The following is a 22,922-nucleotide window of genomic DNA, read 5'->3' as shown; positions in this document are numbered from 1 at the left end:
ACGCCGGGGCGCCGGCGGTCTAGCGTGGCCGGGTGCCCACCCCGCCGTACGTCCTGGCCCTGCGCGAGAAGGTCGGCACCGCGCTGCTGTGGATGCCGGGCGCGACCGCGGTGGTGCTGCGACCGGCGCCCGACGGCGGTGCCGACGAGGTGCTGCTCGTCGAGCGCTCCGACAACGGGTGGTGGACGCCCGTCACCGGGGTCGTCGACCCGGGGGAGCACCCGGCGACGACCGCGGTGCGCGAGTGCCTGGAGGAGGCGGGCGTCGTCTGCGAGGTCGAGGGCCTCGTGCGAGTGCACGTGCTGCCCGAGATGACCTACGACAACGGCGACCGGGCGCAGTACCTCGACCTGACCTTCCGCTGCCGCTGGGTCTCGGGCGAGCCGCGGGCCGCGGACGAGGAGTCGACCGACGCCCGGTGGTGGCCGCTGGACGGGCTGCCCGACATGCCGGCCGACCTCCGTGCCCGCCTCGATCTGGCCGTGGCGTGGGACGGCGGCCCGGCCCACCTCTGACCGCACCTCTGGCTGGCGTGGATCTGACCGCATGACGACCGGTCGGCTAGCCTGGAACGGCTGATGATCCCGCGCGGGAGAGTCTTGTGCAGCAGGCAAGCGCCGAAGGGGCAATTCCTCCCCGGAACCTCTCAGGCAACCGGACCGCGCGGAGCAGGCACCTGTGGAGCCCCACCGGCGGGGTGACAGAGGGGGAGGCGACCGGTCATCCGACCCGAGGAGCCCCTGTGTCCGACCACCCCAGCCTCAGCGAGCTCGACGCCGCGCTGCCCTTCGTCGACCGGCACGTCGGCCTCGGCCCCGACGACGTCGCCACGATGCTCTCCGCCCTCGGCTACGCCTCGCTCGAGGAGCTGATGGCCGCGGCCGTGCCCGGTGGCATCCGCGACACCGAGGTCCTCGACCTGCCCCGCCCGCTCAGCGAGGCCCAGGCCTCGCGCGAGCTGCGGGCCATCGCCGGCATGAACCGACCGGCCGAGCCGATGATCGGCCTGGGCTACCACGGCACGATCACCCCGCCCGTGGTGCGCCGCAACGTGCTCGAGGACCCGAGCTGGTACACCGCCTACACGCCGTACCAGCCCGAGATCAGCCAGGGCCGCCTCGAGGCCCTCATCAACTTCCAGACCGTCGTCTCCGACCTGGCCGGCCTGCCCGTGGCGGGCGCCAGCCTGCTCGACGAGGGCACCGCGGCCGCCGAGGCCATGACGCTGGTGCGCCGGGCCAACAAGAAGGCGACCGGCCCGTTCGTCGTCGACGCCGACGCGCTGCCGCAGACCATCGAGGTCGTGCGCACCCGTGCCGAGGCGATGGGCATCGAGGTCGTGGTGGCCGACCTGGCCCAGGGCCTGCCGACCACCGAGCAGCCGCCGTCGGGCGTGCTCCTGCAGTACCCCGGCGCCTCGGGCCGCATCCTCGACCCGCGCCCGGTCGTGCAGGCCACCCACGAGGCCGGCGGCCTGGCTGTCGTCGCCGCCGACCTGCTCGCCCTGACCCTGCTCGAGTCGCCCGGGTCGATGGGCGCCGACGTCGTCGTCGGATCGAGCCAGCGCTTCGGCGTGCCCCTGTTCTACGGCGGCCCGCACGCCGGGTTCATGGCCGTCGGTCCCGGTCTCGAGCGGCACCTGCCCGGCCGCCTGGTCGGCGTGAGCGTCGACGCCGACGGCCGCCCGGCCTACCGCCTGGCCCTGCAGACCCGCGAGCAGCACATCCGCCGCGACAAGGCGACGTCCAACATCTGCACCGCCCAGGTGCTGCTGGCCGTCGTGGCCTCGATGTACGCCGTCTACCACGGTCCCGAGGGCCTGCGGCAGATCGCGACCCGCACCCACCGGTACGCCGCCGTGCTGGCCCGCGCGCTCGCCGACGGCGGGTACGCCGTGGCCCACGAGCAGTTCTTCGACACCCTGGAGGTCGCGGCCCCGGGGCGGGCGGCCTCGGTCGTCGCCGCGGCTCGCGCCCTCGGCATCCACCTGCGCCTGGTCGACGCCGACACGGTCGGGCTGTCGACCTCGGAGACCACGACCCGCTCGACGGTCGACGGCGTGCTCAAGGCCTTCGGCCTGACCGCCGACGTCGACGGGTTCGACCAGGCCGTCGGCGACGCGCTGCCCGACCCGCTGCGCCGCCAGACGCCGTACCTGACGCACGAGGTGTTCTCCGCCCACCACAGCGAGACCTCGATGCTGCGCTACCTGCGCCGGCTCTCGGCCCGCGACTACGCCCTCGACCGCGGCATGATCCCGCTCGGGTCGTGCACGATGAAGCTCAACGCCACGACCGAGATGGAGCCGGTCTCGCTGCCGGGCTTCGCCGACCTGCACCCCTTCGCCCCCGCCGAGGACGCGGCCGGCTACCGCCGCCTGGTCGACGACCTCGAGGGCTGGCTGGCCGAGGTCACCGGCTACGACCGCGTCTCGATCCAGCCCAACGCCGGCTCCCAGGGCGAGCTCGCGGGCCTGCTGGCCATCCGCGGCTACCACCACGCGAACGGCGACACGGGCCGCGACGTCTGCCTCATCCCGGCCTCGGCCCACGGCACCAACGCCGCCTCGGCCGTGATGGCCGGCATGCGGGTCGTCGTGGTCAAGAACGCCGACGACGGCACCGTCGACATGGACGACCTGCGCGCCCAGTGCGACAAGCACGCCGACGCGCTGGCCGCGATCATGGTCACCTACCCCTCGACACACGGGGCCTACGAGGACACCATCACCGAGCTGTGCGAGGTCGTGCACGCCGCCGGGGGCCAGGTGTACGTCGACGGGGCCAACCTCAACGCCCTCGTCGGGCACGCCAAGCCCGGCGAGTTCGGCGGCGACGTGTCCCACCTCAACCTGCACAAGACCTTCTGCATCCCGCACGGCGGCGGCGGCCCCGGCGTCGGCCCGGTCGGCGTGCGCGCCCACCTGGCGCCCTACCTGCCCAGCCACGGCATGCACCCCGAGCCCGCCAAGCGGGAGGGCATCGGGCCGATCAGCGCGGCGCCGTACGGGTCGGCGGGCATCCTGCCGATCTCGTGGGCCTACGTGCGGCTGATGGGCGGCGCCGGGCTGACCCGCGCCACCTCGAGCGCGGTGCTGGCGGCCAACTACGTCGCCCACCGGCTCGGCGAGCACTTCCCGGTGCTCTACACCGGCCACGGCGGGCTCGTCGCCCACGAGTGCATCCTCGACGTCCGGGGCCTGACCAAGCAGACCGGCGTCAGCATCGACGACGTGGCCAAGCGGCTCATCGACTACGGCTTCCACGCCCCGACGATGTCGTTCCCGGTCGCCGGCACCCTCATGGTCGAGCCGACCGAGTCCGAGGACCTCGCCGAGATCGACCGGTTCTGCGACGCGATGATCGCGATCAAGGGCGAGATCGACCGGGTCGGCGCCGGTGAGTGGGCGCCGGAGGACTCGCCGCTGCGGGGCGCGCCGCACACCACCCGCGCCCTCGTCGGCGAGTGGGACCGGGCCTACTCCCGCGAGCTGGCGGTCTTCCCGACCGGCCCCGACCCCGACAAGTACTGGCCGCCGGTCGGCCGCATCGACCAGGCCTACGGCGACCGCAACCTGCAGTGCTCGTGCCCCTCGCCCGAGGTGTTCGCCGAGGCCTTCGACGAGGCGCCCGCCCCGGCGTGAGCCTGCAGACGCGGCTCGTCGCCCTCCAGCGCCGCGGCCGGCTGCCCTCGGTGGTCGGCGCGGTGCTGCGGGGCGGCGAGGTCGCCGACAGCGCAGGGGTGCGGGCCGACCCGGCCACCGCCTACCGGATCGGGTCGATCACCAAGACCCTGACCGCCGTCCTGGTGCTGCAGCTGCGCGACGAGGGCGTGCTCTCGCTCGACGACCGGCTCGGCGACCACCTGCCCGTGCGCGGGTACGCCGACGTGGTGCTGGCCGACCTGCTCGGCCACACCGGCGGGATGCAGAGCGAGCCCGCCGGCCCGTGGTGGGAGCGCACCGACGGCGGCGACCTCGACGCGCTCCTCGCGGCCCACGACGGCTCGGGCGCGGTGGTCGGGCCGGGGGACGAGCCGTTCTACCACTACTCCAACCTCGGCTACGGCCTGCTGGGCGGCGTCGTCGAACGGCACCGGGGCGCGCCGTGGCGCGAGGTCGCGCAGGAGCGGCTGCTCGACCCGCTCGGCATGGACCGCACCACGTGGGGTCCGGTCGCCCCGCACGCACAGGGGCACAGCGTCGAGCACTTCACGGGCCGGCTGGCCGAGGAGCCGCACACCGACACCGGCGCCATGGGCCCGGCCGGCCAGCTGTGGAGCACCGTGGGCGACCTGGCCACCTGGGCCGCCTTCCTCGCCGGTCGCCACCCCCGCGGCGCCGACCTGCTCGCCAGGGCCACCCTGGCCGAGATGCGCGAGCCCCGCCTCGACCCGGGCTACGGGCTCGGGCTGCGACGGGTCGAGGCCGGCGGGACGACGTACGTCGGGCACACGGGGTCGATGCCGGGCTTCGTGGCCTCGCTGTTCGTCGACCCGGCCACGGGGGACGGCGCGGTGGTGCTGGCCGACGCCACGACCGGCCTGCTCGCCGACGGCGTGCCGGCGGCCCTGCTGACCGGACCCGAGCCCGGGCCGGCCGAGCCGTGGGAGCCCACCACCGCGGTCCCTGCCGTCGCCGAGCCGCTGCTCGGGCTGTGGTTCTGGGGCCACACCGCCCAGGACTGGCGCTGGCAGGACGGCCGGCTCGAGGTGCGCGGGCTGCAGACGGGCGCCTTCCAGCACGCCTTCACCGTCGGACCCGACGGCCGCCTCGTCGGCGTGGAGGGCTACCACCGCGGCGAGACGCTGCACGTGCACCCCACCCACCTCGAGTGCGCCACGTTCGTCTGGACGCGGGTGCCCCACGACCCCGCGGCGCCGATCCCGGGCGGGTGAGCCGGGGCGTTCACCCCGGTCCGCTACTACTAGGGGCGTGAGCGCGCACCACGAGGTCGAGCGGGCCTGGGCCCTCGACGCCACCGACGTCCTGCCCGACCTGTCCGCGCTGCCCGGGGTGGCCTCGGTGGGCGAGCCCCGCACCGACACCCTCGCCGCGACCTACCTCGACACCGACGACCTCGCGCTGGTGCGTGGCGGGGTGACCCTGCGGCGGCGCACGGGTGGCCTCGACGAGGGATGGCACCTCAAGGTGCCGGCGGGCGACGGCCGCGACGAGCTGCGCCGGGCGCTCGGCTCGGCACAGCGGGTGCCGGCCCCGCTGGCCCGGGCGGTGACGGCGTGGAGCCACGGCCGCTCCCTGGCTCCGGTGGCCACGGTCGAGACGGTGCGCACCACCCGCCTGCTCCTCGACGCCGCCGGGGAGACCCTGGCCGAGGTCGCCGACGACGCGGTGGTGGGCACGCCCGCCGACGGTCGGCCGGGCTCGTCCTGGCGCGAGGTCGAGGTCGAGCTCGTCGGCGCCGGACCGGCGCTGCTCGACGCCGCCGAGGAGCTCCTGGCCGAGGCCGGCATCCACCCCGCCCAGGAGCAGCGCAAGATCGGGACCGTCCTGGCCGAGCGGCTCGCCGCCCATCCCGCCGCACCCCGACCCGGGTCCGACGACGCCGACCGGACGGCGGGGGAGGTGCTGCACGGCCGCCTCGCCGAGCTCGTGGGCGAGCTGCGCCACCGCGACTGCGACGTACGACGCGGGGTCGACGACGGCGTCCACCAGCTGCGGGTGACCTGCCGACGGCTGCGCGGTGCGCTGGCGACCTACCGGCCGGTGGTCGACCGCACCGTCACCGACCCGCTGCGCGACGAGCTGCGCTGGCTGGCCCGCACGCTCGGCGACGGTCGCGACGCCGAGGTCATGCACGAGAGGCTGCGCGAGCTGGTCGACGAGCTGCCACGGGGGCTGGTGGTCGGCCCGGTGCGGCGCCGCATCGACCGGACGTACGCCGAGCGGCTGCGCGCCGCCGACGGCCACGCGCAGGCCGTCCTCGACTCCCCGCGCTACCTGCGGCTGCTGCGGCGGCTCGCCGCCCTGGAGGCCCGCCCCCCGTTCACCGACGCCGCCGAGGCGCCGGCGGCGGAGGTGCTGCTCGACCGGGTCGCCCGCGACTGGCGGCGGCTGCGGCAGCGCGTCGACCTGGTGGTCGCGCTGCAGGACGTGCGCGCCGCGGGGCCGGCCGGGTCCGGCGGGGCGGCGGCGAGCGCCGACGAGGCGATCGACGAGGCCCTGCACGACGTCCGCAAGGCGGCCAAGCGCGCCCGCTACGCCTGCGAGGCGCTCGAGCCGGGCTGGGGCGGCGACGCCAAGCGCCTGCGCAAGGCCGCCCAGGACGTCACCCAGGTGCTGGGTGACCGCAACGACAGCGCCGTGGCCCGCGTCGAGCTGCTGCGGATCGCCCGCGCCGCCGCCACGGACGGCGAGAACGCCTTCACCTACGGCGTGCTGCACGCGCGCGAGGCGGCGCGGGGCGAGACGCTGGAGGCGGAGTTCGGCGAGGTCTGGCAACGGGTGCGCAAGGCGCGGCTGCGGGCCTGGCTCCGCTGAGCGAGGAGCTCGTGGCGCGCGGGCTCAGCGGCGGCGCAGGCCCCGGACGACGCCGTCGCCGGCCGTGACGACGACCCCGCGGTCGCGCACGAACCCGACCCAGTAGGCCGAGGCCTGGCGGACCTTGAGGGTGACGGCGCGGTTGGCCGGCACCGACCGGGTGCCCGAGGGCCGGCCGGAGGACTCGCTGCCCCAGCTCACCGTGACCGGCACCTGGTTGGGGTTGCGCACGACGAAGGCGCCGGGTGCACCGCGCTTGCGCCTGGCCCGCAGGTCGAGGAGGGCGTCGACCTCGACGGTCATGGTCGCCGACGCGCGGGACTCGCCGTCGCACACGTCGTAGGTGTAGGTGAGCGTGCCCCGCCAGCCCCCGAGGGCCTCGACGACGACCCGGTCGCCGGACGTCTCGACGTACGCGCGGGACGGGTGGCCGCCGCGCAGGCCGCACAGGCGGGGGCGGCCGCGGTCGCCGACGGCGCCGTCGTTGGCCAGCGGGGCCAGGGTGTAGCGGCTGCCGGCGTAGACGAGGAACACGTCGTCGGAGGGCAGCACCTGCGCCTGGGCCGGGGCGGCGGTGGTCACGGCGGTCACGGCGAGCAGCGGGCCGGCAAGCAGGCCGGCCAGGGCGAGCGCGGGGGTGCGGGCGGACATGCGGCTCCTGGGGAGAAGGGCGAGCAGGCCCACGGTAGTGGCGGGGCCGCCCGTCCGTCCGCCGAACGGCACCGTCAGCGTCGGTGCTGCACGCCGCGCACCGTGCCGGCGCCGACGACCTCGCCGGTGCGCGGGCGCGACGCGGTCCAGGCCAGCCGCTGCCGCGGGGTGCGGACGGTGCGCCAGCCGCGGGCGGGGATGCGCACCCGCGCGTCGGGCGCGGGCCGGGCGCGGCTGCCGTAGGCCACGACGACGGGGCCGCGGGTCGGGTTGTGGAACAGCACGCGCCCGCGCCGCGCCGCCGGCCGCGCCTCGACCTCGGGGGCGGCCTGGACGGTCACGGTGACCGTGGCCGGGGTGAGGAAGTCGTGGTCGCAGGCCCAGTAGGTCAGCTCGTAGGTCGCCGAGCGGTGGGCGGTCGCGACCAGGACGAGCCGCTGCCCGGTGAGCGGGTCACCGTCGGCGACGGCGTCGAGCGGGACGCCGCGCGGCACCTCGACCCGGCAGATGGCCAGGCTGTCGCCGTCGGGGTCGTGGTCGTTGGCCAGCACGTCGACGTACGCCGGCCCGCCGGCGTACGCGCCGGTGCGGAGCGTGGTGGCGTCGGGCGCGGTGACCGGTGCGGCGCGCGGCGTGGACGGTTCCTCGGTCCCGGCGGCGTGGGCCGGGGCGACCACGGCCAGCGCCAGGGTGGCGGACGCGAGCAGGGCGACAGGACGAGCGACGGGACGAGCGGTGGGGCGAGCGGGGGTGGCACGCACGACGACTCCTGGGGGAGGAGGGACGGACGTGGGGGGAGTGACCGAGCCTAGGGGACGGCGGGCCCGCTGTCCCGGGTTGCGTCGCCACCGATCGACGCCGCGACCTACATCGCCTGGCTGACGCTCGACATGTTGAAGTCGGGCACCCGCAGCGCGGGGGTCGCGGTGCGGGAGAAGTAGTCGTCGCCCCACTCGCGGCTGAAGCTCGGCACGGTGGCCGAGGCGTGGGTGGAGCGCCGCAGCAGGTCGATGGGGCTCTCGTTCCAGCGGAAGTTGTTGACCGACCCGGTGATCTCGCCGCCCTCGACGAGGTAGACCCCGTCGCGGGTCAGGCCGGTCAGCAGGAGCGACTGCGGGTCGACCTCGCGGATGTACCACAAGCAGGTCAGCAGCAGGCCGCGCTCGGTGCCGGCGACGAGGTCGTCGATGGACCCGGCGCCGGCGTCGACCTCGAGGACGAGGTTGTCGATCGCGGGCGTGGTCGGCTGCCCGGTCAGGGCGGCGGTGTGGCGGGTCTGCAGCAGCGCGGTGAGCTCGCCGTCGCGGATCCAGTCGGTGCGGCCCAGTGGCAGGCCGTTGTCGTAGACCGAGCTCTCGTCGCCCGAGGACGTGGCGACCGCGAACGGCGCGCACTCCAGCCCGGGGTGGGCGGGGTCGCTGAAGAGGTGGACGCCGGGCGCGGTGATGCGCTCGCCGATGCGGGTGCCGGTGGGGCGGCGGCTGTAGACCGACTGCCCCTCCCACGCGGTGCGGGCGCCGGCGTACCAGTAGGCGTCGATCATCACGTCGGCCACGGCCGAGGGCGGCAGGATCGTGTCGTAGCGGCCGGCAGGCAGGTCGACGCGGCGACGGCCCCAGGCCAGCCGTTGGGCGACCTCGGCGTCGATGGCCACGGCGTCGACGTCGGTGAAGTCGCGGGTGGCGCCGCCGACCCAGGCGCTCTCGGTCAGCGCGGTGTTCTTGCCGGTGCAGCCGTAGTGACCGGTGGGCTGCACGTGGCGCAGCCGCAGGCCGGTGGTCGAGCCGAGGTAGGTCGTGGTGACCTCGTGGTTGACGAACCCGTAGAGGATGCGGTCGCCGGCCTGCGCCCGACCGAACGCCTCGCCCAGCGCGGGCGCGAACACGTCGTAGACGTGGATGTCGGTGGGCTCGGGCGCGTCGTCCCAGTCGGCGCCCGCGCCCGCGGGCGCGTCGGCGGGGGTGAGGAGCGGGTTGCGGTCCTCGGCCGGCGACGCGGCGCGGGCGGCGGCGTCGGCCTTGCCGACCAGGTCGGTGACCTGGGCCTGCGTGGTCGCGCTGCCGGTGACCGAGGCCGTGGCCTCGCCGACGAAGGACACCACGGTGACGCTGAGGCCGTGCATGACGCCGTTGGTGGTGAGGGTGTTGCCGGCCCAGCGCAGGTTGGCGCTGGTCTGGTCGCGCACGACGACCACGCAGTCGTCGGCGGTGGTGGCAGCGAGGGCCTGCTCGACCAGGGACTGGGGCGTGGTGTTCGTGCCCGTGCTCATCAGTTGCCGCCCTCCTGGAGCGTGTTGAGGATCCGGACGCCGCGGAACAGCGAGGTGGGGCAGCCGTGGCTGACCGCCGCGACCTGGCCCGGCTGGGCCTTGCCGCAGTTGAACGCGCCGCCGAGCACCCAGGTGTCGCGCCCGCCCACGGCCTCCATGGACCCCCAGAAGTCGGTGGTCGTGGCCTGGTAGGCGACGTCACGGACCTGGCCGACCAGCTGGCCGTCAGCGATGGTGTAGAACCGCTGGCCGGTGAACTGGAAGTTGAAGCGCTGCATGTCGATCGACCACGACTTGTCGCCCACGACGTAGAGGCCGCGCTCGACCCGCCCGATGAGGTCGTCGGTCGAGGGCGCGTCGGGCGACGGGTCGGGCTGCAGGGACACGTTGGCCATCCGCTGGATCGGGATGTGGCCGGGCGAGTCGGCGTAGGCGCAGCCGTTGGAGCGGCCCCTCCCGTCGGGCCCGGGGTTGAGCTCGGGCAGCATCACGCCCATCGGCCGGTCGAGCTGGTAGCCGACCAGGACGCCGTCGCGCACGATGTCCCACTCCTGCGTCTGCACCCCCTCGTCGTCGTACCCGGTGGTGGCCAGGCCGTGCGGCTGGGTGCGGTCGCCGGTCACGTGCATGACGTCGCTGCCGTAGCGCAGCGTGCCGAGCTGGTCGGGCGTGGCGAACGAGGTGCCGGCGTAGTTGGCCTCGTAGCCCAGCGCCCGGTCGAGCTCGGTGGCGTGGCCGATCGACTCGTGGATCGTCAGCCACAGGTTGCTGGGGTGGATGACGAGGTCGTAGGTGCCGGCCTCGACGCTGGGCGCCTTGAGCTTCTCGGCCAGCAGCTCGGGCACCTCGTCGACCTCGGCGTCCCAGTCCCACGCGCCCTGCTCGGCGCTCCCGGTGACGTACTCCCAACCGCGGCCGACCGGCGGGGCGATGCTGGCCATCGAGTCGAAGGTGTCCGCGCCCGCGCCCATCGCCTCGAACCCCGGCTGCAGCCGCACCCGCTGTTGGGTGGTCGTCGTGCCGGCCAGGTCGGCGTAGTACTTGTTCTCCTGCACCTGCAGCACGTACGCCGACGCGTGGTCGACGGCCGCGCCGGTGCGCAGCCGCTCGGTCCAGTCGACCAGCACCGCGGCCTTCTCCGCGACGGGCACGTCGAGCGGGTTGACGTCGTAGGCGCTGACCCAGGTGGCGTCGGCGTGCACGGGCTCGTCGGCGATCTCGACCGGGCTGCTGGTCATGCCGGCCGCGACGGTGGCGACGGCGACGGCGGTCTCGGCCACCCGCACGGCCTCCTCGGGCGTGAGCACGACGCCCGCGGCGAAGCCCCACGAGCCGCGGTGGACCACGCGGACGGCGAAGCCGAGGTCCTCGGCGTCGCTCGCGCCCTGCAGGACGCCGTCGCGCACCCGCAGGCTCTGGTAGCGCACGCGCTCGAACCGGAAGTCGGCGTGCGTCACGCCCAGCTCGCGGGCCCGGGTGAGGGCCGCGTCGCCGAGGGCGCGGAACGGGAGGTCGAGGAAGGTCGGGTCGAGACCACTCATGTCGAGGAACCTAGCGGGCGCCAGTAGGGTCCGCGCCATGGGAATCGCGGGGTCGGGGGCGGGTGCCGGTCCGGCGTGGCTGGGGATCGGCGCGCAGCGCAGCGGCACCACCTGGCTGACCGACCTGCTCGTCCAGCACCCGCGGGTCGGCCTCGGCACCAACGGCAAGAAGGAGCAGCACCTGCTCCACAAGGTCGGCGACGGACGCGAGCCGGCCTCGGCCTACCTCGACCTCTTCCCGGCCGACGGCGTCGCCCGCGGCGACTGGACGCCGCAGTACCTGCGGCACGCCTCCTGCCCCGGCGCCGTGGCCCGGCTGCTGCCCGACGTGCCGGTGCTGGTCGTGCTGCGCGACCCGGTCGAGCGGTTCCGCTCAGCGATGCGGCTCGCCGCCACCCGCGAGGCGTCGGGCCAGAAGGCCCCGTGGCCCTACCCGGTGCCGATCACCGTGCAGACCTGGACCGGCATGTACGCCGACCAGCTCGACGTGTGGGCCGCCGCGATCGGGCGCGAGCGGATGCACGTGCTCGTCTTCGAGGAGGCCCGCCGCGACGCGCAGGCCACCCTGGACCACCTCTGGGGCCTGCTCGGTCTCGACCCGGTGCCGCTCGCCGACGTCGACCGCGCCTCCGGGTCGTCCTCCCGGGAGGACTGGGAGTGGACACCCGGGCTGCGCGAGTCGCTGGAGGTGCTCTACCGCCCGCAGGCCGCGCGCCTGCGCGACGACTGGGGCCTCGACGTTTCGTCGTGGTCGGTCTCCGGCTGAGGCCGGCGCCGCCTTGATGCCCCGGGGGGTGTGAGGAACACCCGGTTGACCGGGTGTTCCTCCAGCTGGGCGGGCAGTTCTCGCGCTCGTCGGCCAATGCATTGCCCGCCCAGCGCGGGATCTCCCTGGCCAGCTCGGACACCGCACCGGTGGGGTGAGGACCAGCCACCCGCCTGGGCGGGGTGGTGGGCGGACCGGCCTGCCTACCGTCGGGGCATGGCCACCAAGATCGCGTTCCTGACCGCCAACGAGGGCATCGAGAAGGTCGAGCTCACCGAGCCGTGGGCCGCCGTGGAAGATGCCGGGTTCGAGCCCGTGCTGCTGGCGCCGGAGTCCGGCGAGGCGCAGCTCTTCGACCACCTCGACAAGGCCGGCACCCAGGCCGTGGACAAGCTGGTCGCAGAGGCCGACGTCGACGACTACGCCGGTCTGGTCCTGCCCGGCGGCGTCGCCAACCCCGACGCGCTGCGCACCGACGAGGACGCCGTGTCGTTCGTCAAGCAGTTCGTCGAGTCCGGCAAGCCGGTGGCGGCGATCTGCCACGCGCCGTGGACGCTGGTCGAGGCGGGCGTGCTCTCGGGCCGCACGATCACCTCGTGGCCCAGCCTGCAGACCGACGTGCGCAACGCGGGCGGGGAGTGGAAGGACGAGGAGGTCGTCACCGACGCCAACCTCATCACCAGCCGCAACCCCGACGACATCCCGGCGTTCACCAGCGCGCTGCTCGACGCCCTCGGTTCGCCCTCCTGACCGGTGCGCACCGGCCGGGCACGCTAGCGCCGCAGGGCCAGGGTCGACCCGCGGCGTGACTTGGTCACCACGACCTGGGCGGGGATGCGGTCGCGCATCTCCGCCACGTGGCTGACCACCCCGACCACCCGGCCGCCGTCGCGCAGCGCGTCGAGGGTGTCCATGACGTCGTCGAGGGTGTCGGCGTCGAGCGAGCCGAAGCCCTCGTCGACGAACAGCGTCTCCAGCCGCACGCCGCCCGCCTCGTGGGCGATGACGTCGGCCAGACCGAGCGCGAGGGCCAGCGAGACGACGAAGGTCTCGCCGCCCGAGAGCGTGGCCGGGTCGCGCGACTCGCCGGACCAGTCGTCGCGCACGAGCAGGCTCAGCCCGCCGCGGGTCTCGCCGGCGCCGCGGCGGCCGGTGTGCTCGAGGGAGTAGCGCTGGTCGCTCATCCGGGCCAATCGCTCGTTGGCGGCGTCGACGACCTGGGAGAGCCGGTAGGCCAGGACGTACGCCGAGAGCCGCATCCGCAGCTGGTTGTCGGGTGAGGTGCCCTCGACGAACGACGCCAGCCCGGCGGTCAGCGCGTGCTCGGCGCGCAGCGGCTCCTCGTCCGCCAGGGCGCGGTCGAGCTCGGTGCGCAGGCCACCGAGCCGTCCGAGCCGCGCGGCGCACGAGCGGGCCCGGGCCTCGGCGGCCGTCAGTGCCGCCAGGGCGGCCCGATGGCGGGACTCGTGGATGGCGACGTCGGGCACCTCGGTCTCGGCGATCTCGGCGACGACCTCACGCAGGGTGGACAGGCGACGGTCGTGGGCCTGGACCCGGTCGGCGAGCGCGGCCAGGCCGGCGCGGTCCAGGGCCGCGGCGACGGCCTCGTGGGGGTCGTCGAAGCCGGCGTCGGCGGCGGCGTCGACCAGTGCCCGGCGGGCGTCGGCGGCCGCCGCGCGGGCCCGGTCGGCGTCGTCGGCCCGGCGCTGCGCGTCGGCGCACAGGTCGGCGGTCTGCGCATGGTGGTCGACCAGGTCGTCGAGCGTCGGGTGGTCCTCGAGCAGCGCCGCGAGCTCCTCGTCGAGCCCTGCCACCTCGGTCACCAGGACCTGCTCGGTCGCGACCAGCGCGGCCCGCCGCTCACGCAGCTCGACCAGCTCGCGGTCGGTCCGCTCGAGCTCGGCGGCCGTCTGCACGGCCTCGGCCTCGTGCGCCTCGCGCTCGGCGGCCTCCTCCTGCGCCGCCGCGGCCCGGGCGCGGGCGTCGTCGAGGCGTGCGGCCGTGGCGTCGGCGGTCTCGTCGCCGGCCCGGGCGCGGGCCGCGGCCAGCGACGACTGCAGTCCGCGCACGTGGTCGTCGAGCGCGAGCTCCTCGGCTGCGGCATCGTCGACGGCGCTCCGCGCGGCGCGCTCGGCCACCGCGTCGGGCGCACCGGGGGCGGTGCGGGCCTTGTCGGGGTGGTCGGCCGAGCCGCACACCGGGCAGCACGCGCCCACGGCGAGCGCGCCGGCGAGCTCGGCCGCCATGCCCTCGAGCCGGGCGTGCTGCAGCACCACGAGCTCCTCGCGGCGGCTGACCGTGCGCTCGCGGGCGTCGAGCCAGGCCTGGCGGGCCCGGTCGGCGAGCGTGGACAGCCGGGCCACCTCGAGGTGGGCGGCGAGGCGGCTCTCGAGCGTCACGCGCTCGGCGGTGAGGGTCTCGACGGCGGCGGCCGCCGCGGCGGCCGACGAGGCCCGGAGCCGGGCCTGCTCGAGCAGTCCGGGCAGGACGGCACGGCGGTGGTCGGCGTCGGCCACGGCCCGGGCGACGGCGGCCAGGTCGGCGGCGGTGGAGGCCAGGTCGGCGCGGGCCGCCGCCAGGCGTGCGGCGCGGGGTCCGAAGGCGCGGGCGCGAGCGACCTGCACCGAGGCCTGCTCGGCCAGCGCCCGGACCGGGGCGTCACCGGCGTGACGACGCAGCCGCCCCCGTGCCTCGTCGACGGCGTCGGCGGCGGCGACGGAGGCCGCGGTGGCGGCGAGGACCATCTCGTGCAGGGGGCGTACGCCGGCGGCCCGGCGCGCCGCGTCGAGCCGGGCCAGGTCGACGGCGTGGGTCGCGGCGTCGGCCTCGAGGGCGGCCAGCTCGGACGCAGCCCGGGCGCGGCGGGTGGCCCGGGCGGCGACGGCGCGGACCTCCTCGGCCTCCACGCGCGCGGCCTGCTCCTCCTCGGCAGCGGAGGCCGCCGCCTCGCCCGTGCCGGAGGCCTCGGAGGCGGCGTCGGCGACCAGCGCCGCCAGCCATGCCCGCAGGTCGAGGTCGGGGTCGTCGCGGTCGGGCCCCTCGACGCCCGCGGCCTCGGCACTGCGGCTGACCACGGCGTCGACGTGGTGGCGGGCCTCGACGTGGCGTCGGGCCAGGGTGCGTCGACGCTCGACCAGCCAGCGCTCGACGGCCTCGAAGCGGCCAGTGCGGAAGAGCTGCTGGAGCAGCCGGTGCCGCTGGTCGGAGTCGGCGCGCAGGAAGGTCTGGAACCGGCCCTGGGGCAGCATCGCGACCTGGGTGAACTGGCTCATCGTCAGCCCGGTGACCCGGGCGACGAGGTCGCCGGTCTCGTCGATCCGGCTCGACAGCGGCACCCACGCGCCGTCGACGAGCTCGGAGACGGTGGCGTGGGCCTGCTCGGTGGTGGTGCCGGTGCCGCGCTTCTTGGGGCGCTGCCAGGCGGGGGACCGGACGAGCCGGAAGCGGCGGCCGCCCAGCGTCGCCTCGAGCCGCACCTCGGGGGCCAGGCCGGGCTCGGCCTGGTCGCACCGCAGCCGCTTGGCCGCAGCCCGGTCGCCCGGCACGTCGCCGTACAGCGCGAAGCAGACGGCGTCGAGGACGCTGGTCTTGCCGGCGCCGGTGGGACCGGAGAGCAGGAACAGCCCGGCCTCGGACAGCTCGTCGAAGTCGACCTCGACCCGGGCGGCGAACGGGCCGAAGGCCTGGGCCTCGAGGCGGTGGAGCCGCATCAGCCCGTCGCCACGAGCGTGTCGGGACGCTCGCCGTCGGCGGCGTCGAGACCGCAGCAGGCGTCGACGGCGAGGTCGAGCAGCGCGCCCTCGGCCCCGGTGGGCGCGCTGCCGCGCAGCTCGGTGACGAACTCGCGGGCGACGTCGTGGTCGCGGCGACCCCGCGAGGCCATCGCGGGCGCGGCTCCGACGACGGGACGGCCGGTGTCGAACCCGAGCAGGAGCGTGTGCGGGAACCGCCGGCGCAGGCGGTCCATGGCCTGCGCGGGACGCCGGGCGTCGGTGAGCGTGACCTCGACCCAGGCGTCCTCGGCGGGCGCGTGCGCGGGGTCGGCGAGCAGGTCGTCGAGCGTGCCGCGGAGCCGGGCCAGCGGCCGCGGGACCGGCGCCTCGACCCAGGTCGCGTGCGCGGCCCCGGCGGCATCGAGGTCGACGAGCCACGACCCCTTGCGGTGGCCGGCCTCGGAGAAGGAGTAGGCCAGGGGCGATCCGCTGTAGCGGACGTGGTCGGCCAGGACGTGCGGGCCGTGCAGGTGCCCCAGGGCGACGTAGTCGACGCCGTCGAAGACGCTCGTCGGCACGCGCGCGACGCCGCCGACGCTGATGTCGCGCTCGGAGTCGGACGGCTGCGCGCCCGCCACGAAGGCGTGGGCCAGCACGACCGAGCGGGTGCCGGGTCGGGCGGCCAGGTCGCGGCGCACGCGGGTCATGGCCTCGGAGAGCGCGGCCTCGTGGCTGCGCCGCGGCAGCGCCCAGGGGTCGGCGACCGCGTGCGGGTCGAGGTAGGGCAGGCCGTGCACGGCGACCGGTCCGTGGGCGTCGTGGAGCACGACGGGGGTGCCGACCCCGCCGACGTCGGTGCGCAGGTGCACGCCCGCGGCGTCGATGAGCCGGGAGGAGAACCCGAGCCGCTGCGCGGAGTCGTGGTTGCCGCTGGTCACCACGACCGCGGCCCGAGAAGCGGCCAGGCGCACGAGGGTCTCGTCGGCCAGGCGCACGGCGTCGACCGGCGGCAGGGCGCGGTCGTAGACGTCGCCGGCGACGACGACCAGGTCGACCCGCTCGGTCGCGACGACCTCGAGCAGGTGGTCGACGAACGCGGCCTGGTGGGTGAGCATCCCCTCGCGGTGGAACGACCGGCCCAGGTGCCAGTCGGAGGTGTGGAGGATGCGCACGCGACGACGCTAGGGCGCACCGCCGACACAACCGCGGACCCACGCCGGGCGCCGGGGTGGACGGCGCTGGTGGGAATGGGGTCGGGGTCGGGCGGGACGTCGTACGAGGTGGTGGTCAGGGCGACCGGGTCGGATGACGTCCCGCTGGACCCCAGGCAGCGTCCTACGAGCCGGCGGCCGAGACGACCGGGACGCATGACGCTCCCACCGGGCCCACCGGGCCCACGGGGAGCCGCGCGCCGGGGCGGGGAGGTCAGGTGTAGCGGACCGCGCGGTCGGCGGAGGTGAAGCCGTAGAGGACGAGCCCCGCGCGGCGGGCGAGGTCGACGGCGAGGCTGGTGGGGGCGCCGACGGCGACCAGGGCGCCGGTGCCGGCGGCGACGGCCTTCTGCACCAGCTCGAAGCCCGCGCGGCCGCTGACGACCAGGGCGGCGCCGGCCTCGGGCTCGCCGGCGAGCATCCGGGCGCCGGTGACCTTGTCCACGGCGTTGTGCCGGCCGACGTCCTCGCGCACGACCAGCAGGTCGCCGGTGGCGGTGGCCAGGCCCGCGGCGTGGACGCCGCCGGTGCGGTCGAAGACCTTCTGGCGCTCGCGCAGTAGCCCGGGCAGGCCGCGGACGACCTCCTCGGTCGGCAGGTCGCCGGTCCAGGGCCGGCCCGTGGTGGCGAGGGCGTCGTCGACGCTGTCCCGGCCGCACACGCCGCAGGCCGACGACCCGGCCGACTGGGCCTCGTGCTGGTGGGGGAGCGAGGCGGGCGGGCCGTCGAGGGTCACGGTGAGGACGTTGAACTCCTGGTCGGGCGCCAGGGTCTCGTCGGTGCAGTAGGCGACGCCGTGCACCCGGGGCGCCAGCCCCTCGTGCCGCACCCACCCGGCGGCGAGCTCGAAGTCGTGGCCGGGGGTGCGCATCGTCACCCACACGCGGCGAGCGGGCGCACCGGGCCACTGCAGCCGGATCTCGAGCGGCTCCTCGGTGACGACGCGGTCCTCGCGCGTGCGGTCGCCCTCGGTCACCCGCACCCGGACCGAGGGGCCGGGACGCCGCTCCTTCACCGGTCCGCCCCGAACGCGTCGCGCACGGCCAGCCGCCGGGCGAGCGCGTCGGCGGCGTCGGTGACCCGCCGTTGCACGGCCGGCTCGAGCACCCCGGGGTCGAGCAGCGTCCGCACCCGGGCCAGCGTGTCGTCGGTGACCACGCTGCCGGGGAAGAACGCCTGGGCGGCCAGCGCCAGCAGCCACCCCGACCGGACCGCGGAGGTGGCGGGCAGGTCGGTGACGTAGCGCTCGACGTACGGCGCCACGAGGTCGGGCCGCCCGCCCTGCCACAGGCCGGCGCCGGCCGCCTCGAGCTCGTAGTTGCTGACCTCGACCTCCCCGGTGAACATCCGCCAGGCCAGTGCCTTGGCCTCCGGGTCGGGCCGGGCCGTGCTGGCCTCGGCGTGCGCCACCCGGGTGGTCGCGGTCGGGTCGTCGGCGAGGGCCGCGTCGAGCTCGTCCTGGTCGGCGGCCCCGAGCGCGGCCAGTCGCCGCAGCAGCCGCCACCGCACGTCGCTGTCGACCTCGACCCCGTCCGGGGGCTGCCACAGCCAGCCGCGCACGATGCCGGGGTCGTCCCCGGTGCGCACCGCGGCCCGGAAGGCCGACAGCTGCTCCTCGGACCCCGGCGCGGCCGCGTCCATCGCACCCACGGCCGCGGCGTGCACCCGGGCCCGCGACCCCGCGGGCGCCAGCGGCAGCACGTCGGCCAGCACCCACGGCACGGTGTGGCGCGCGGAGTCCTCGGTGTCGTAGGCCGGGAAGTCGGCGACCAGCAGGTCGACGACGTCGGCGGGGTCGACGGCGGCGACGGAGTACCCGCTGCGGACGTTGTTCCACACCCCGGCCCGCAGCTGGGGGTCGGTGGTGCGCGGCAGCTCGTCGACGAGCGCGCGCATCGTGGCCGCGTCGGGGACGTAGACCCCCCAGCTCTGCTCGCGCGGGTCGATGACCACGGCGCCCGCGCCCACGGCGCACGGCGTCTCGGCCCCGGTCACCACGACCGCCGTCGCGGCCGCGGACCCCTCGGCCAGCTCGACGACGTCGAACCGGTGCGCCCGGTCGGCCGGCCGCGCACCCGCGTCGACCGGCGGCGGCGTGCGCCGCAGCGAGCCTCGCGAGCGGTCGAGGGTGAACGTGTCGGCCCCGGCGGTGCGCAGCCACTGGTCGACCACCCCCGACAGGTCGCCCGCGCCGGAGCGCTCCCAGGAGCCGAACAGGTCGTGCATGGTCGCGTTGCCGAAGCGGTGCCGCTCGAAGTGGTCGCGCGCCCCGGCCAGGAACACCTCGTCGCCGAGGGTGGTCGCCAGCTGGCGCAGGATGCTCGACCCCTTGGCGTAGGAGATGCCGTCGAAGTCCTGCAGGGCCGCGACCGCGTCGGCCGCGCCGTTGCCGGCCACGGGGTGGGTGCTCGGCGCCTGGTCGGCGCGCAGGCCCCACTGGCGACGCGCCCAGGACACCTCCGTCCAGGCGTCGTCGTACTGCGTGGCGTCGGCCGTGACCCGGTTGCCCATGTACTCGGCGAACGACTCGTTGAGCCACAGGTCGTCCCACCAGGCCGGCGTCACGATGTTGCCGAACCACTGGTGGGCCATCTCGTGGGCGACCGTGGTGGCCCGCAGCACCCGCTTGCCGCGGGTCACGCGGCTGTCGAAGACGTACTGGTCGCGGAAGGTCACGCAGCCGGGGTTCTCCATCGCCCCGGCGTTGAACTCCGGCACGAACGCCTGGTGGTAGTCGCCGAACGGGTAGCGCACGCCGAAGACGCGGTGGTACTCGTCGAAGCACTGCCGGGTGAGCGTCAGCAGCTCCTCGGCGTCCTTGTCGAGGTGCGGCGCGAGGCTCTGGCGGCAGCTCAGGCCGAGCGGGATGCCGTCGTGCTCGTCACGGACGAGGTGGTAGGGCCCGGCGACCACCGTGACGAAGTACGTCGACAGCGGCTGCGTCGGCCCGATCTCCCACTGACCCGGCTCGGGGTTCGTGGCCGGGGCGTTGCCGACGACCGTCCAGTCGTGCGGCGCCCGCACGTGCAACGTGTACGGCGCCTTGAGGTCGGGCTGGTCGAAGCAGGCGAAGACCGTGGGGGCGGCGTCCATGAAGGACATGCCGTAGACGTAGCGCCGACCGTCGGCGGGGTCGACGTGCAGGTGCAGGCCCTCGCCGTCGTGGCGGTAGGGCATGGCGGCGTCGACCACGACCACGTTGGTGCCGGCGACCGTGTCGAGCGGCAGCCGCCCCTCGGCCAGCGTGTCGAGGTCGAGGGGCCGGCCGTTGAGGCTGGCCGAGGCGACCCGGGTCGGCTTGAGGTCGAGGAAGGTCGGGCCGCCGCGGCTCTCGAACTTGATCTCGGTGACCGAGCCGAAGGTGCCCTCGTCGCCGGGCTCGCCCCCGCCCGGGTCGGTCAGGTCGAGGGTGACGTCGTAGGAGACCAGGTCGAGGAGCTCGCGGCGGGCGACCGCCTCGGTGCGGAGCAGGCTGCGGGACGACGCGACGGGCATGCGTCGACCCTAGACAGGCCGGTGCCGCCCGACGCAGGGCCCTCTCGACCTAGAGAGGTGCGGCGAACTTCTGCACCCAGTAGTGGACCGAGTCCGACGCGGGGTCGTGGACGTGCCCCACCCCCAGCTGCGTGAACCGCGTGCTCATGGTGTTGCTGCAGTGGGCCGGGCTCTGCAGCCAGCCCTGCACGACCTGCGCGGGGGTGGGGTAGGCCGCGGCGATGTTCTCGCCCCAGGCGCGCCACCGGTAGCCCTGGGCCTCGATCCGCTGCCGCGGCGTGCTGCCCTCGGGCGAGACGTGCGAGAAGTAGCCGCGGCGGGCCATGTCGGCCGCGTGCAGCCCGGCGGCCCGGCCCAGGCGCGGCTCGAGGGAGAGCGGCGGCGCGGCGGCGTACGGCGTAGGGCCGCAGGTGCGCGGGGTGGCGCGGGCCTGGTTGACCAGCCGCAGCACCTCGCGCTCGGTGGCGTCGTGCGGGTCGGGCGTGCTGGTCGGCGCGCTGGCCGGGACGACGCGCACGGTGCGGGGGCGGGTGGTCGCCGCCCGCCGGGTGCGGGTCGCGGGCACGCGCACCCGCAGGGTGTGGCTGCCGGCGCGCGCGGGCGGGGTCCAGCGCAGCACCGCGAACCGGGTGCGCGTGGTCCGGGCAGCGTCCGCGCGGACCCAGCGGGTGCCGAGGCGACGCTGCAGCAGGACGCGGCGCGGCGGACCGGCGACCCGCACCCGGAACGAGACGGCTCGCCCGGGGCGGACGACGACGGTGCTGGTGGACCAGCCGGAGACGGTCGTGGGGGCCTTCCGGGCGAGCACACCGACGGGAGGAGCGGCGGGCGCGGCGGAGGCGGGGGTCGGCACGGGGCCGAGCAGCGGGAGCACGAGACAAGCGGCCAGGACGGCCGCGTGGGGGGAGCGGCGCATCCCGTCATGGTGACCCGTGCCACAGGCCTCTGTCGACCCTCAGCGGGGCGTTGCGAAGACCTGCACCCAGTAGCTGCCGTAGCGGCCCGGGCCGGTGGCCCGGGCGATCCCGGTCTGGGTGGTCGCGCCCATGATGGCGCGGCAGTGCCCCTCGCTGGTCAGCCAGCCGCGCACGACCGCGGCGGCATCGGGGTAGCCGGCGGCGATGTTCTCGCCGTGGCTGCGCCAGGCGTAGCCGGCGGCCGTGACCCGGTCGCCCGGGCTGCTGCCGTCGCGCCCGGTGTGGGAGAAGTAGTCGTACGTCGCCATCGAGGTCGCGTGCGCGGCGGCGGCCGCGGCCAGGCGCGCGTCGGCCACGAGCGGCGGCACGGGCGGCAGTGCCCGCCCGCCGCAGGTCGCGCCCGTCCGGCGGGCCTCGTTGACGAGGTCGAGGACGGCCTGCGCGGTGCGGTCGACCGGGGTGGTCGGGGTCGACGGGGTGGTCGGGGTGGCCGGGGCGGCCGGGGCGGTCGGGGCGGGGCGACGGACCACGACCGCACGCGGCGGGGTGGTGGCGCTCCGCCGGCCCGGCGTGGCGGGCACCCGGACCCGCAGGGCCACCGTCCCGGACACGCCCCGGGTCGGCCACACCAGGGTGGTCGACCCGCTGCGGGCGGACCGCGCGACGTCGACCGGCCGCCAGGCCGACCCGGCACGCCGCTCGAGGAGGACGAGGCGGCCGCCGCCGGAGACCTGCACCCGCGCGACGTACGACGACCCGGCGGTGACCGTGGCCGGTGCGGTGCTCCACCCGGTGACCACGGTGGTCGCCCGGGCCCGGGCGGCCGTCGCGGGGGAGGGGAGCGCCACGACCACCAGCGCGGTGACCAGCGCAGTGACCAGCGCGGTGACCAGCGCAGTGACCAGCGCGGCGAGGGCAGCCGCCGGCCCGACCCGCGGGCCGTCGCGGCGGGACGAGGTGCTCATCGGGTCGCGAGCACCTGCACCCAGTAGTGGCCGTAGGTCGACCCGGTGACGTAGGCGTGGCCGAGGCCGATCTCGTCGAACGCTCCCATCAGGTTGCGGCAGTGGCCGGGGCTGGCCAGCCAGCCGTCGACCACGGCGACGGCCCCGGTGTAGCCCGCGGCGATGTTCTCGCCGTAGCTGCGCCACCGGTAGTCGGCCGCGGTGATCCGGTCGCCGGGGTCGCGGCTGTCGAGCGAGGTGTGGCTGAAGTAGTCGTGGGTGCCCATGTCGAGGGCGTGGGCCCGGGCAGCGGCGGAGAGCCGGGGTTCGGCGCGCAGCGGGCCGACGGGGGCGTGGCGGACGCCGCCGCACGTGGCGCCGCGGGCGCGGGCCCGGTTGACCAGGTCGAGCACCTGCTGCAGGAGCGGGTCGGGCGCCGGGACGACCCGGTCGCCGCGGCGCACCGTGACCGTGCGCGGCGCCGTCACCGACGCGGGCCGCAGCCCGGCGCGGGGCAGGCGCAGGCGCAGCGCGACCCGGGTGGGGGCGGCGGGGGTCGACCAGCGCAGCACGGCCCGGCCGGCCCGGGTGGACCGGGTGGCCGCGACCGTGCGCCAGGTGGTGCCGGCGCGGCGCTGGAGCTCGACGCGGCGGGGGGAGCCGGCGACGCGGACGGCCACGGTGAGGGCCGAGCCGGGGGCGACGACGGTCGGGGTGGCCGCCCAACCCCGGACGGGGGCAGGACGGACGCTCGAGTGGGCGGGGGACGGGGGGAGGCCGACCAGGGCCAGCAGCGTGGCGGTGAGCACGGTGACCAGCAGGACGGCCCGGTGGGGGGACGGGGCCATGGCTCGATGGTGCGTCGCCGACGGGTCCGGGACGAGGCCTCGGCGCCGGTTCTGGCCGCGTGCGGCTC

General features: G+C 76.2%; 17 protein-coding genes and 1 riboswitch. Of the genes, 6 read left to right on the top strand and 11 right to left on the bottom strand.

Features of this window, described 5'->3' with window-relative positions; all coding sequences use genetic code 11:
* The first annotated feature begins 32 nt into the window (after window positions 1–32).
* The 4 genes from FJQ57_RS19445 to FJQ57_RS19430 all read left to right on the top strand — a co-directional run bounded on the left by FJQ57_RS19445 (window position 33) and on the right by FJQ57_RS19430 (window position 6,499).
* On the top strand, window positions 33–515 hold the full coding sequence (locus tag FJQ57_RS19445; RefSeq protein WP_139983502.1) for an NUDIX hydrolase: 483 nt from the start codon (window positions 33–35) through the stop codon (window positions 513–515).
* 64 nt (window positions 516–579) lie between these two features.
* A riboswitch (glycine riboswitch) is annotated at window positions 580–672 on the top strand.
* Window positions 673–742: 70 nt separating this feature from the next.
* Window positions 743–3,643: an aminomethyl-transferring glycine dehydrogenase gene (gene gcvP, locus FJQ57_RS19440; RefSeq protein ID WP_139983501.1), complete on the top strand. Its 2,901-nt coding sequence runs from the start codon at window positions 743–745 to the stop codon at window positions 3,641–3,643.
* Window positions 3,640–4,896, top strand: a complete 1,257-nt coding sequence (locus tag FJQ57_RS19435; protein ID WP_139983499.1) for a serine hydrolase domain-containing protein — start codon at window positions 3,640–3,642, stop codon at window positions 4,894–4,896. Before gcvP ends, FJQ57_RS19435 begins: the two co-directional genes overlap by 4 nt.
* Before the next feature lie 37 nt (window positions 4,897–4,933).
* Complete coding sequence (locus FJQ57_RS19430) at window positions 4,934–6,499, top strand: CYTH and CHAD domain-containing protein (protein WP_139983497.1); 1,566 nt, start codon at window positions 4,934–4,936, stop codon at window positions 6,497–6,499.
* 24 nt (window positions 6,500–6,523) lie between these two features.
* Here FJQ57_RS19430 and FJQ57_RS19425 read toward each other — a convergent pair whose 3' ends face one another.
* The 4 genes from FJQ57_RS19425 to FJQ57_RS19410 all read right to left on the bottom strand — a co-directional run bounded on the left by FJQ57_RS19425 (window position 6,524) and on the right by FJQ57_RS19410 (window position 10,960).
* Window positions 6,524–7,150 carry a hypothetical protein gene (locus FJQ57_RS19425; protein ID WP_139983495.1) on the bottom strand — a complete coding sequence of 209 codons (627 nt, stop codon included), beginning with the start codon at window positions 7,148–7,150 and terminating at the stop codon, window positions 6,524–6,526.
* Between the two features lie 74 nt (window positions 7,151–7,224).
* Entirely contained in the window at window positions 7,225–7,911 is a 687-nt protein-coding gene (locus FJQ57_RS19420; RefSeq protein WP_139983493.1) for an Ig-like domain-containing protein, read from the bottom strand.
* 104 nt (window positions 7,912–8,015) lie between these two features.
* On the bottom strand, window positions 8,016–9,419 hold the full coding sequence (locus tag FJQ57_RS19415) for a metallopeptidase TldD-related protein (RefSeq protein WP_139983491.1): 1,404 nt from the start codon (window positions 9,417–9,419) through the stop codon (window positions 8,016–8,018).
* On the bottom strand, window positions 9,419–10,960 hold the full coding sequence (locus tag FJQ57_RS19410; RefSeq protein ID WP_139983489.1) for a TldD/PmbA family protein: 1,542 nt from the start codon (window positions 10,958–10,960) through the stop codon (window positions 9,419–9,421). The genes FJQ57_RS19415 and FJQ57_RS19410 overlap by 1 nt, the downstream gene beginning before the upstream one ends.
* Window positions 10,961–10,997: 37 nt before the next feature.
* On the opposite strand from FJQ57_RS19410, the gene FJQ57_RS19405 reads away from it, so the two are divergent.
* Together FJQ57_RS19405 and FJQ57_RS19400 are read left to right on the top strand one after the other, a co-directional pair.
* Window positions 10,998–11,726, top strand: coding sequence for a sulfotransferase family protein (locus FJQ57_RS19405; RefSeq protein WP_170219514.1), 729 nt, complete (start codon window positions 10,998–11,000; stop codon window positions 11,724–11,726).
* 216 nt (window positions 11,727–11,942) lie between these two features.
* Complete coding sequence (locus tag FJQ57_RS19400) at window positions 11,943–12,476, top strand: type 1 glutamine amidotransferase domain-containing protein (protein ID WP_139983485.1); 534 nt, start codon at window positions 11,943–11,945, stop codon at window positions 12,474–12,476.
* Between the two features lie 23 nt (window positions 12,477–12,499).
* On the opposite strand, the gene FJQ57_RS19395 is transcribed toward FJQ57_RS19400, so the two are convergent.
* The 7 genes from FJQ57_RS19395 to FJQ57_RS19365 all read right to left on the bottom strand — a co-directional run bounded on the left by FJQ57_RS19395 (window position 12,500) and on the right by FJQ57_RS19365 (window position 22,854).
* The gene (locus FJQ57_RS19395; protein WP_139983483.1) at window positions 12,500–15,436 is read right to left on the bottom strand and encodes an AAA family ATPase; all 2,937 of its coding nucleotides are present in this window, start codon (window positions 15,434–15,436) and stop codon (window positions 12,500–12,502) included.
* Entirely contained in the window at window positions 15,436–16,611 is a 1,176-nt protein-coding gene (locus FJQ57_RS19390; protein ID WP_139983481.1) for an exonuclease SbcCD subunit D, read from the bottom strand. The genes FJQ57_RS19395 and FJQ57_RS19390 overlap by 1 nt, the downstream gene beginning before the upstream one ends.
* A gap of 253 nt (window positions 16,612–16,864) precedes the next feature.
* Entirely contained in the window at window positions 16,865–17,665 is an 801-nt protein-coding gene (locus FJQ57_RS19385) for a formate dehydrogenase accessory sulfurtransferase FdhD (RefSeq protein WP_139983479.1), read from the bottom strand.
* Complete coding sequence (gene pepN / locus FJQ57_RS19380; RefSeq protein WP_139983478.1) at window positions 17,662–20,145, bottom strand: aminopeptidase N; 2,484 nt, start codon at window positions 20,143–20,145, stop codon at window positions 17,662–17,664. The genes FJQ57_RS19385 and pepN overlap by 4 nt, the downstream gene beginning before the upstream one ends.
* A gap of 49 nt (window positions 20,146–20,194) precedes the next feature.
* Window positions 20,195–21,061, bottom strand: a complete 867-nt coding sequence (locus FJQ57_RS19375) for a CAP domain-containing protein (protein WP_139983476.1) — start codon at window positions 21,059–21,061, stop codon at window positions 20,195–20,197.
* Window positions 21,062–21,100: 39 nt separating this feature from the next.
* Window positions 21,101–22,027, bottom strand: coding sequence for a CAP domain-containing protein (locus FJQ57_RS19370; protein ID WP_139983474.1), 927 nt, complete (start codon window positions 22,025–22,027; stop codon window positions 21,101–21,103).
* Window positions 22,024–22,854 carry a CAP domain-containing protein gene (locus FJQ57_RS19365; RefSeq protein ID WP_139983472.1) on the bottom strand — a complete coding sequence of 277 codons (831 nt, stop codon included), beginning with the start codon at window positions 22,852–22,854 and terminating at the stop codon, window positions 22,024–22,026. The genes FJQ57_RS19370 and FJQ57_RS19365 overlap by 4 nt, the downstream gene beginning before the upstream one ends.
* Window positions 22,855–22,922 lie beyond the last annotated feature (68 nt).

Origin of the sequence: Nocardioides litoris, assembly GCF_006346315.1 — a bacterium.
In the GTDB taxonomy this organism is placed as follows: Bacteria; Actinomycetota; Actinomycetes; order Propionibacteriales; family Nocardioidaceae; genus Nocardioides; species Nocardioides litoris.
Note: the sequence above shows the minus strand (reverse complement) of the source record. Positions and strands in the feature narration are given on the sequence as shown.

Excerpts from the sequence above, each read along its gene's own strand:
- FJQ57_RS19425 (WP_139983495.1), bottom strand. The coding sequence starts at position 7,150 with ATGTCCGCCCGCACCCCCGCGCTCGCCCTGGCCGGCCTGCTTGCCGGC.
- FJQ57_RS19415 (WP_139983491.1), bottom strand. The coding sequence starts at position 9,419 with ATGAGCACGGGCACGAACACCACGCCCCAGTCCCTGGTCGAGCAGGCC.
- FJQ57_RS19410 (WP_139983489.1), bottom strand. The coding sequence starts at position 10,960 with ATGAGTGGTCTCGACCCGACCTTCCTCGACCTCCCGTTCCGCGCCCTC.
- FJQ57_RS19405 (WP_170219514.1), top strand. The coding sequence starts at position 10,998 with ATGGGAATCGCGGGGTCGGGGGCGGGTGCCGGTCCGGCGTGGCTGGGG.
- FJQ57_RS19400 (WP_139983485.1), top strand. The coding sequence starts at position 11,943 with ATGGCCACCAAGATCGCGTTCCTGACCGCCAACGAGGGCATCGAGAAG.
- FJQ57_RS19395 (WP_139983483.1), bottom strand. The coding sequence starts at position 15,436 with ATGCGGCTCCACCGCCTCGAGGCCCAGGCCTTCGGCCCGTTCGCCGCC.
- pepN (WP_139983478.1), bottom strand. The coding sequence starts at position 20,145 with ATGCCCGTCGCGTCGTCCCGCAGCCTGCTCCGCACCGAGGCGGTCGCC.
- FJQ57_RS19375 (WP_139983476.1), bottom strand. The coding sequence starts at position 21,061 with ATGCGCCGCTCCCCCCACGCGGCCGTCCTGGCCGCTTGTCTCGTGCTC.
- FJQ57_RS19370 (WP_139983474.1), bottom strand. The coding sequence starts at position 22,027 with ATGAGCACCTCGTCCCGCCGCGACGGCCCGCGGGTCGGGCCGGCGGCT.
- FJQ57_RS19365 (WP_139983472.1), bottom strand. The coding sequence starts at position 22,854 with ATGGCCCCGTCCCCCCACCGGGCCGTCCTGCTGGTCACCGTGCTCACC.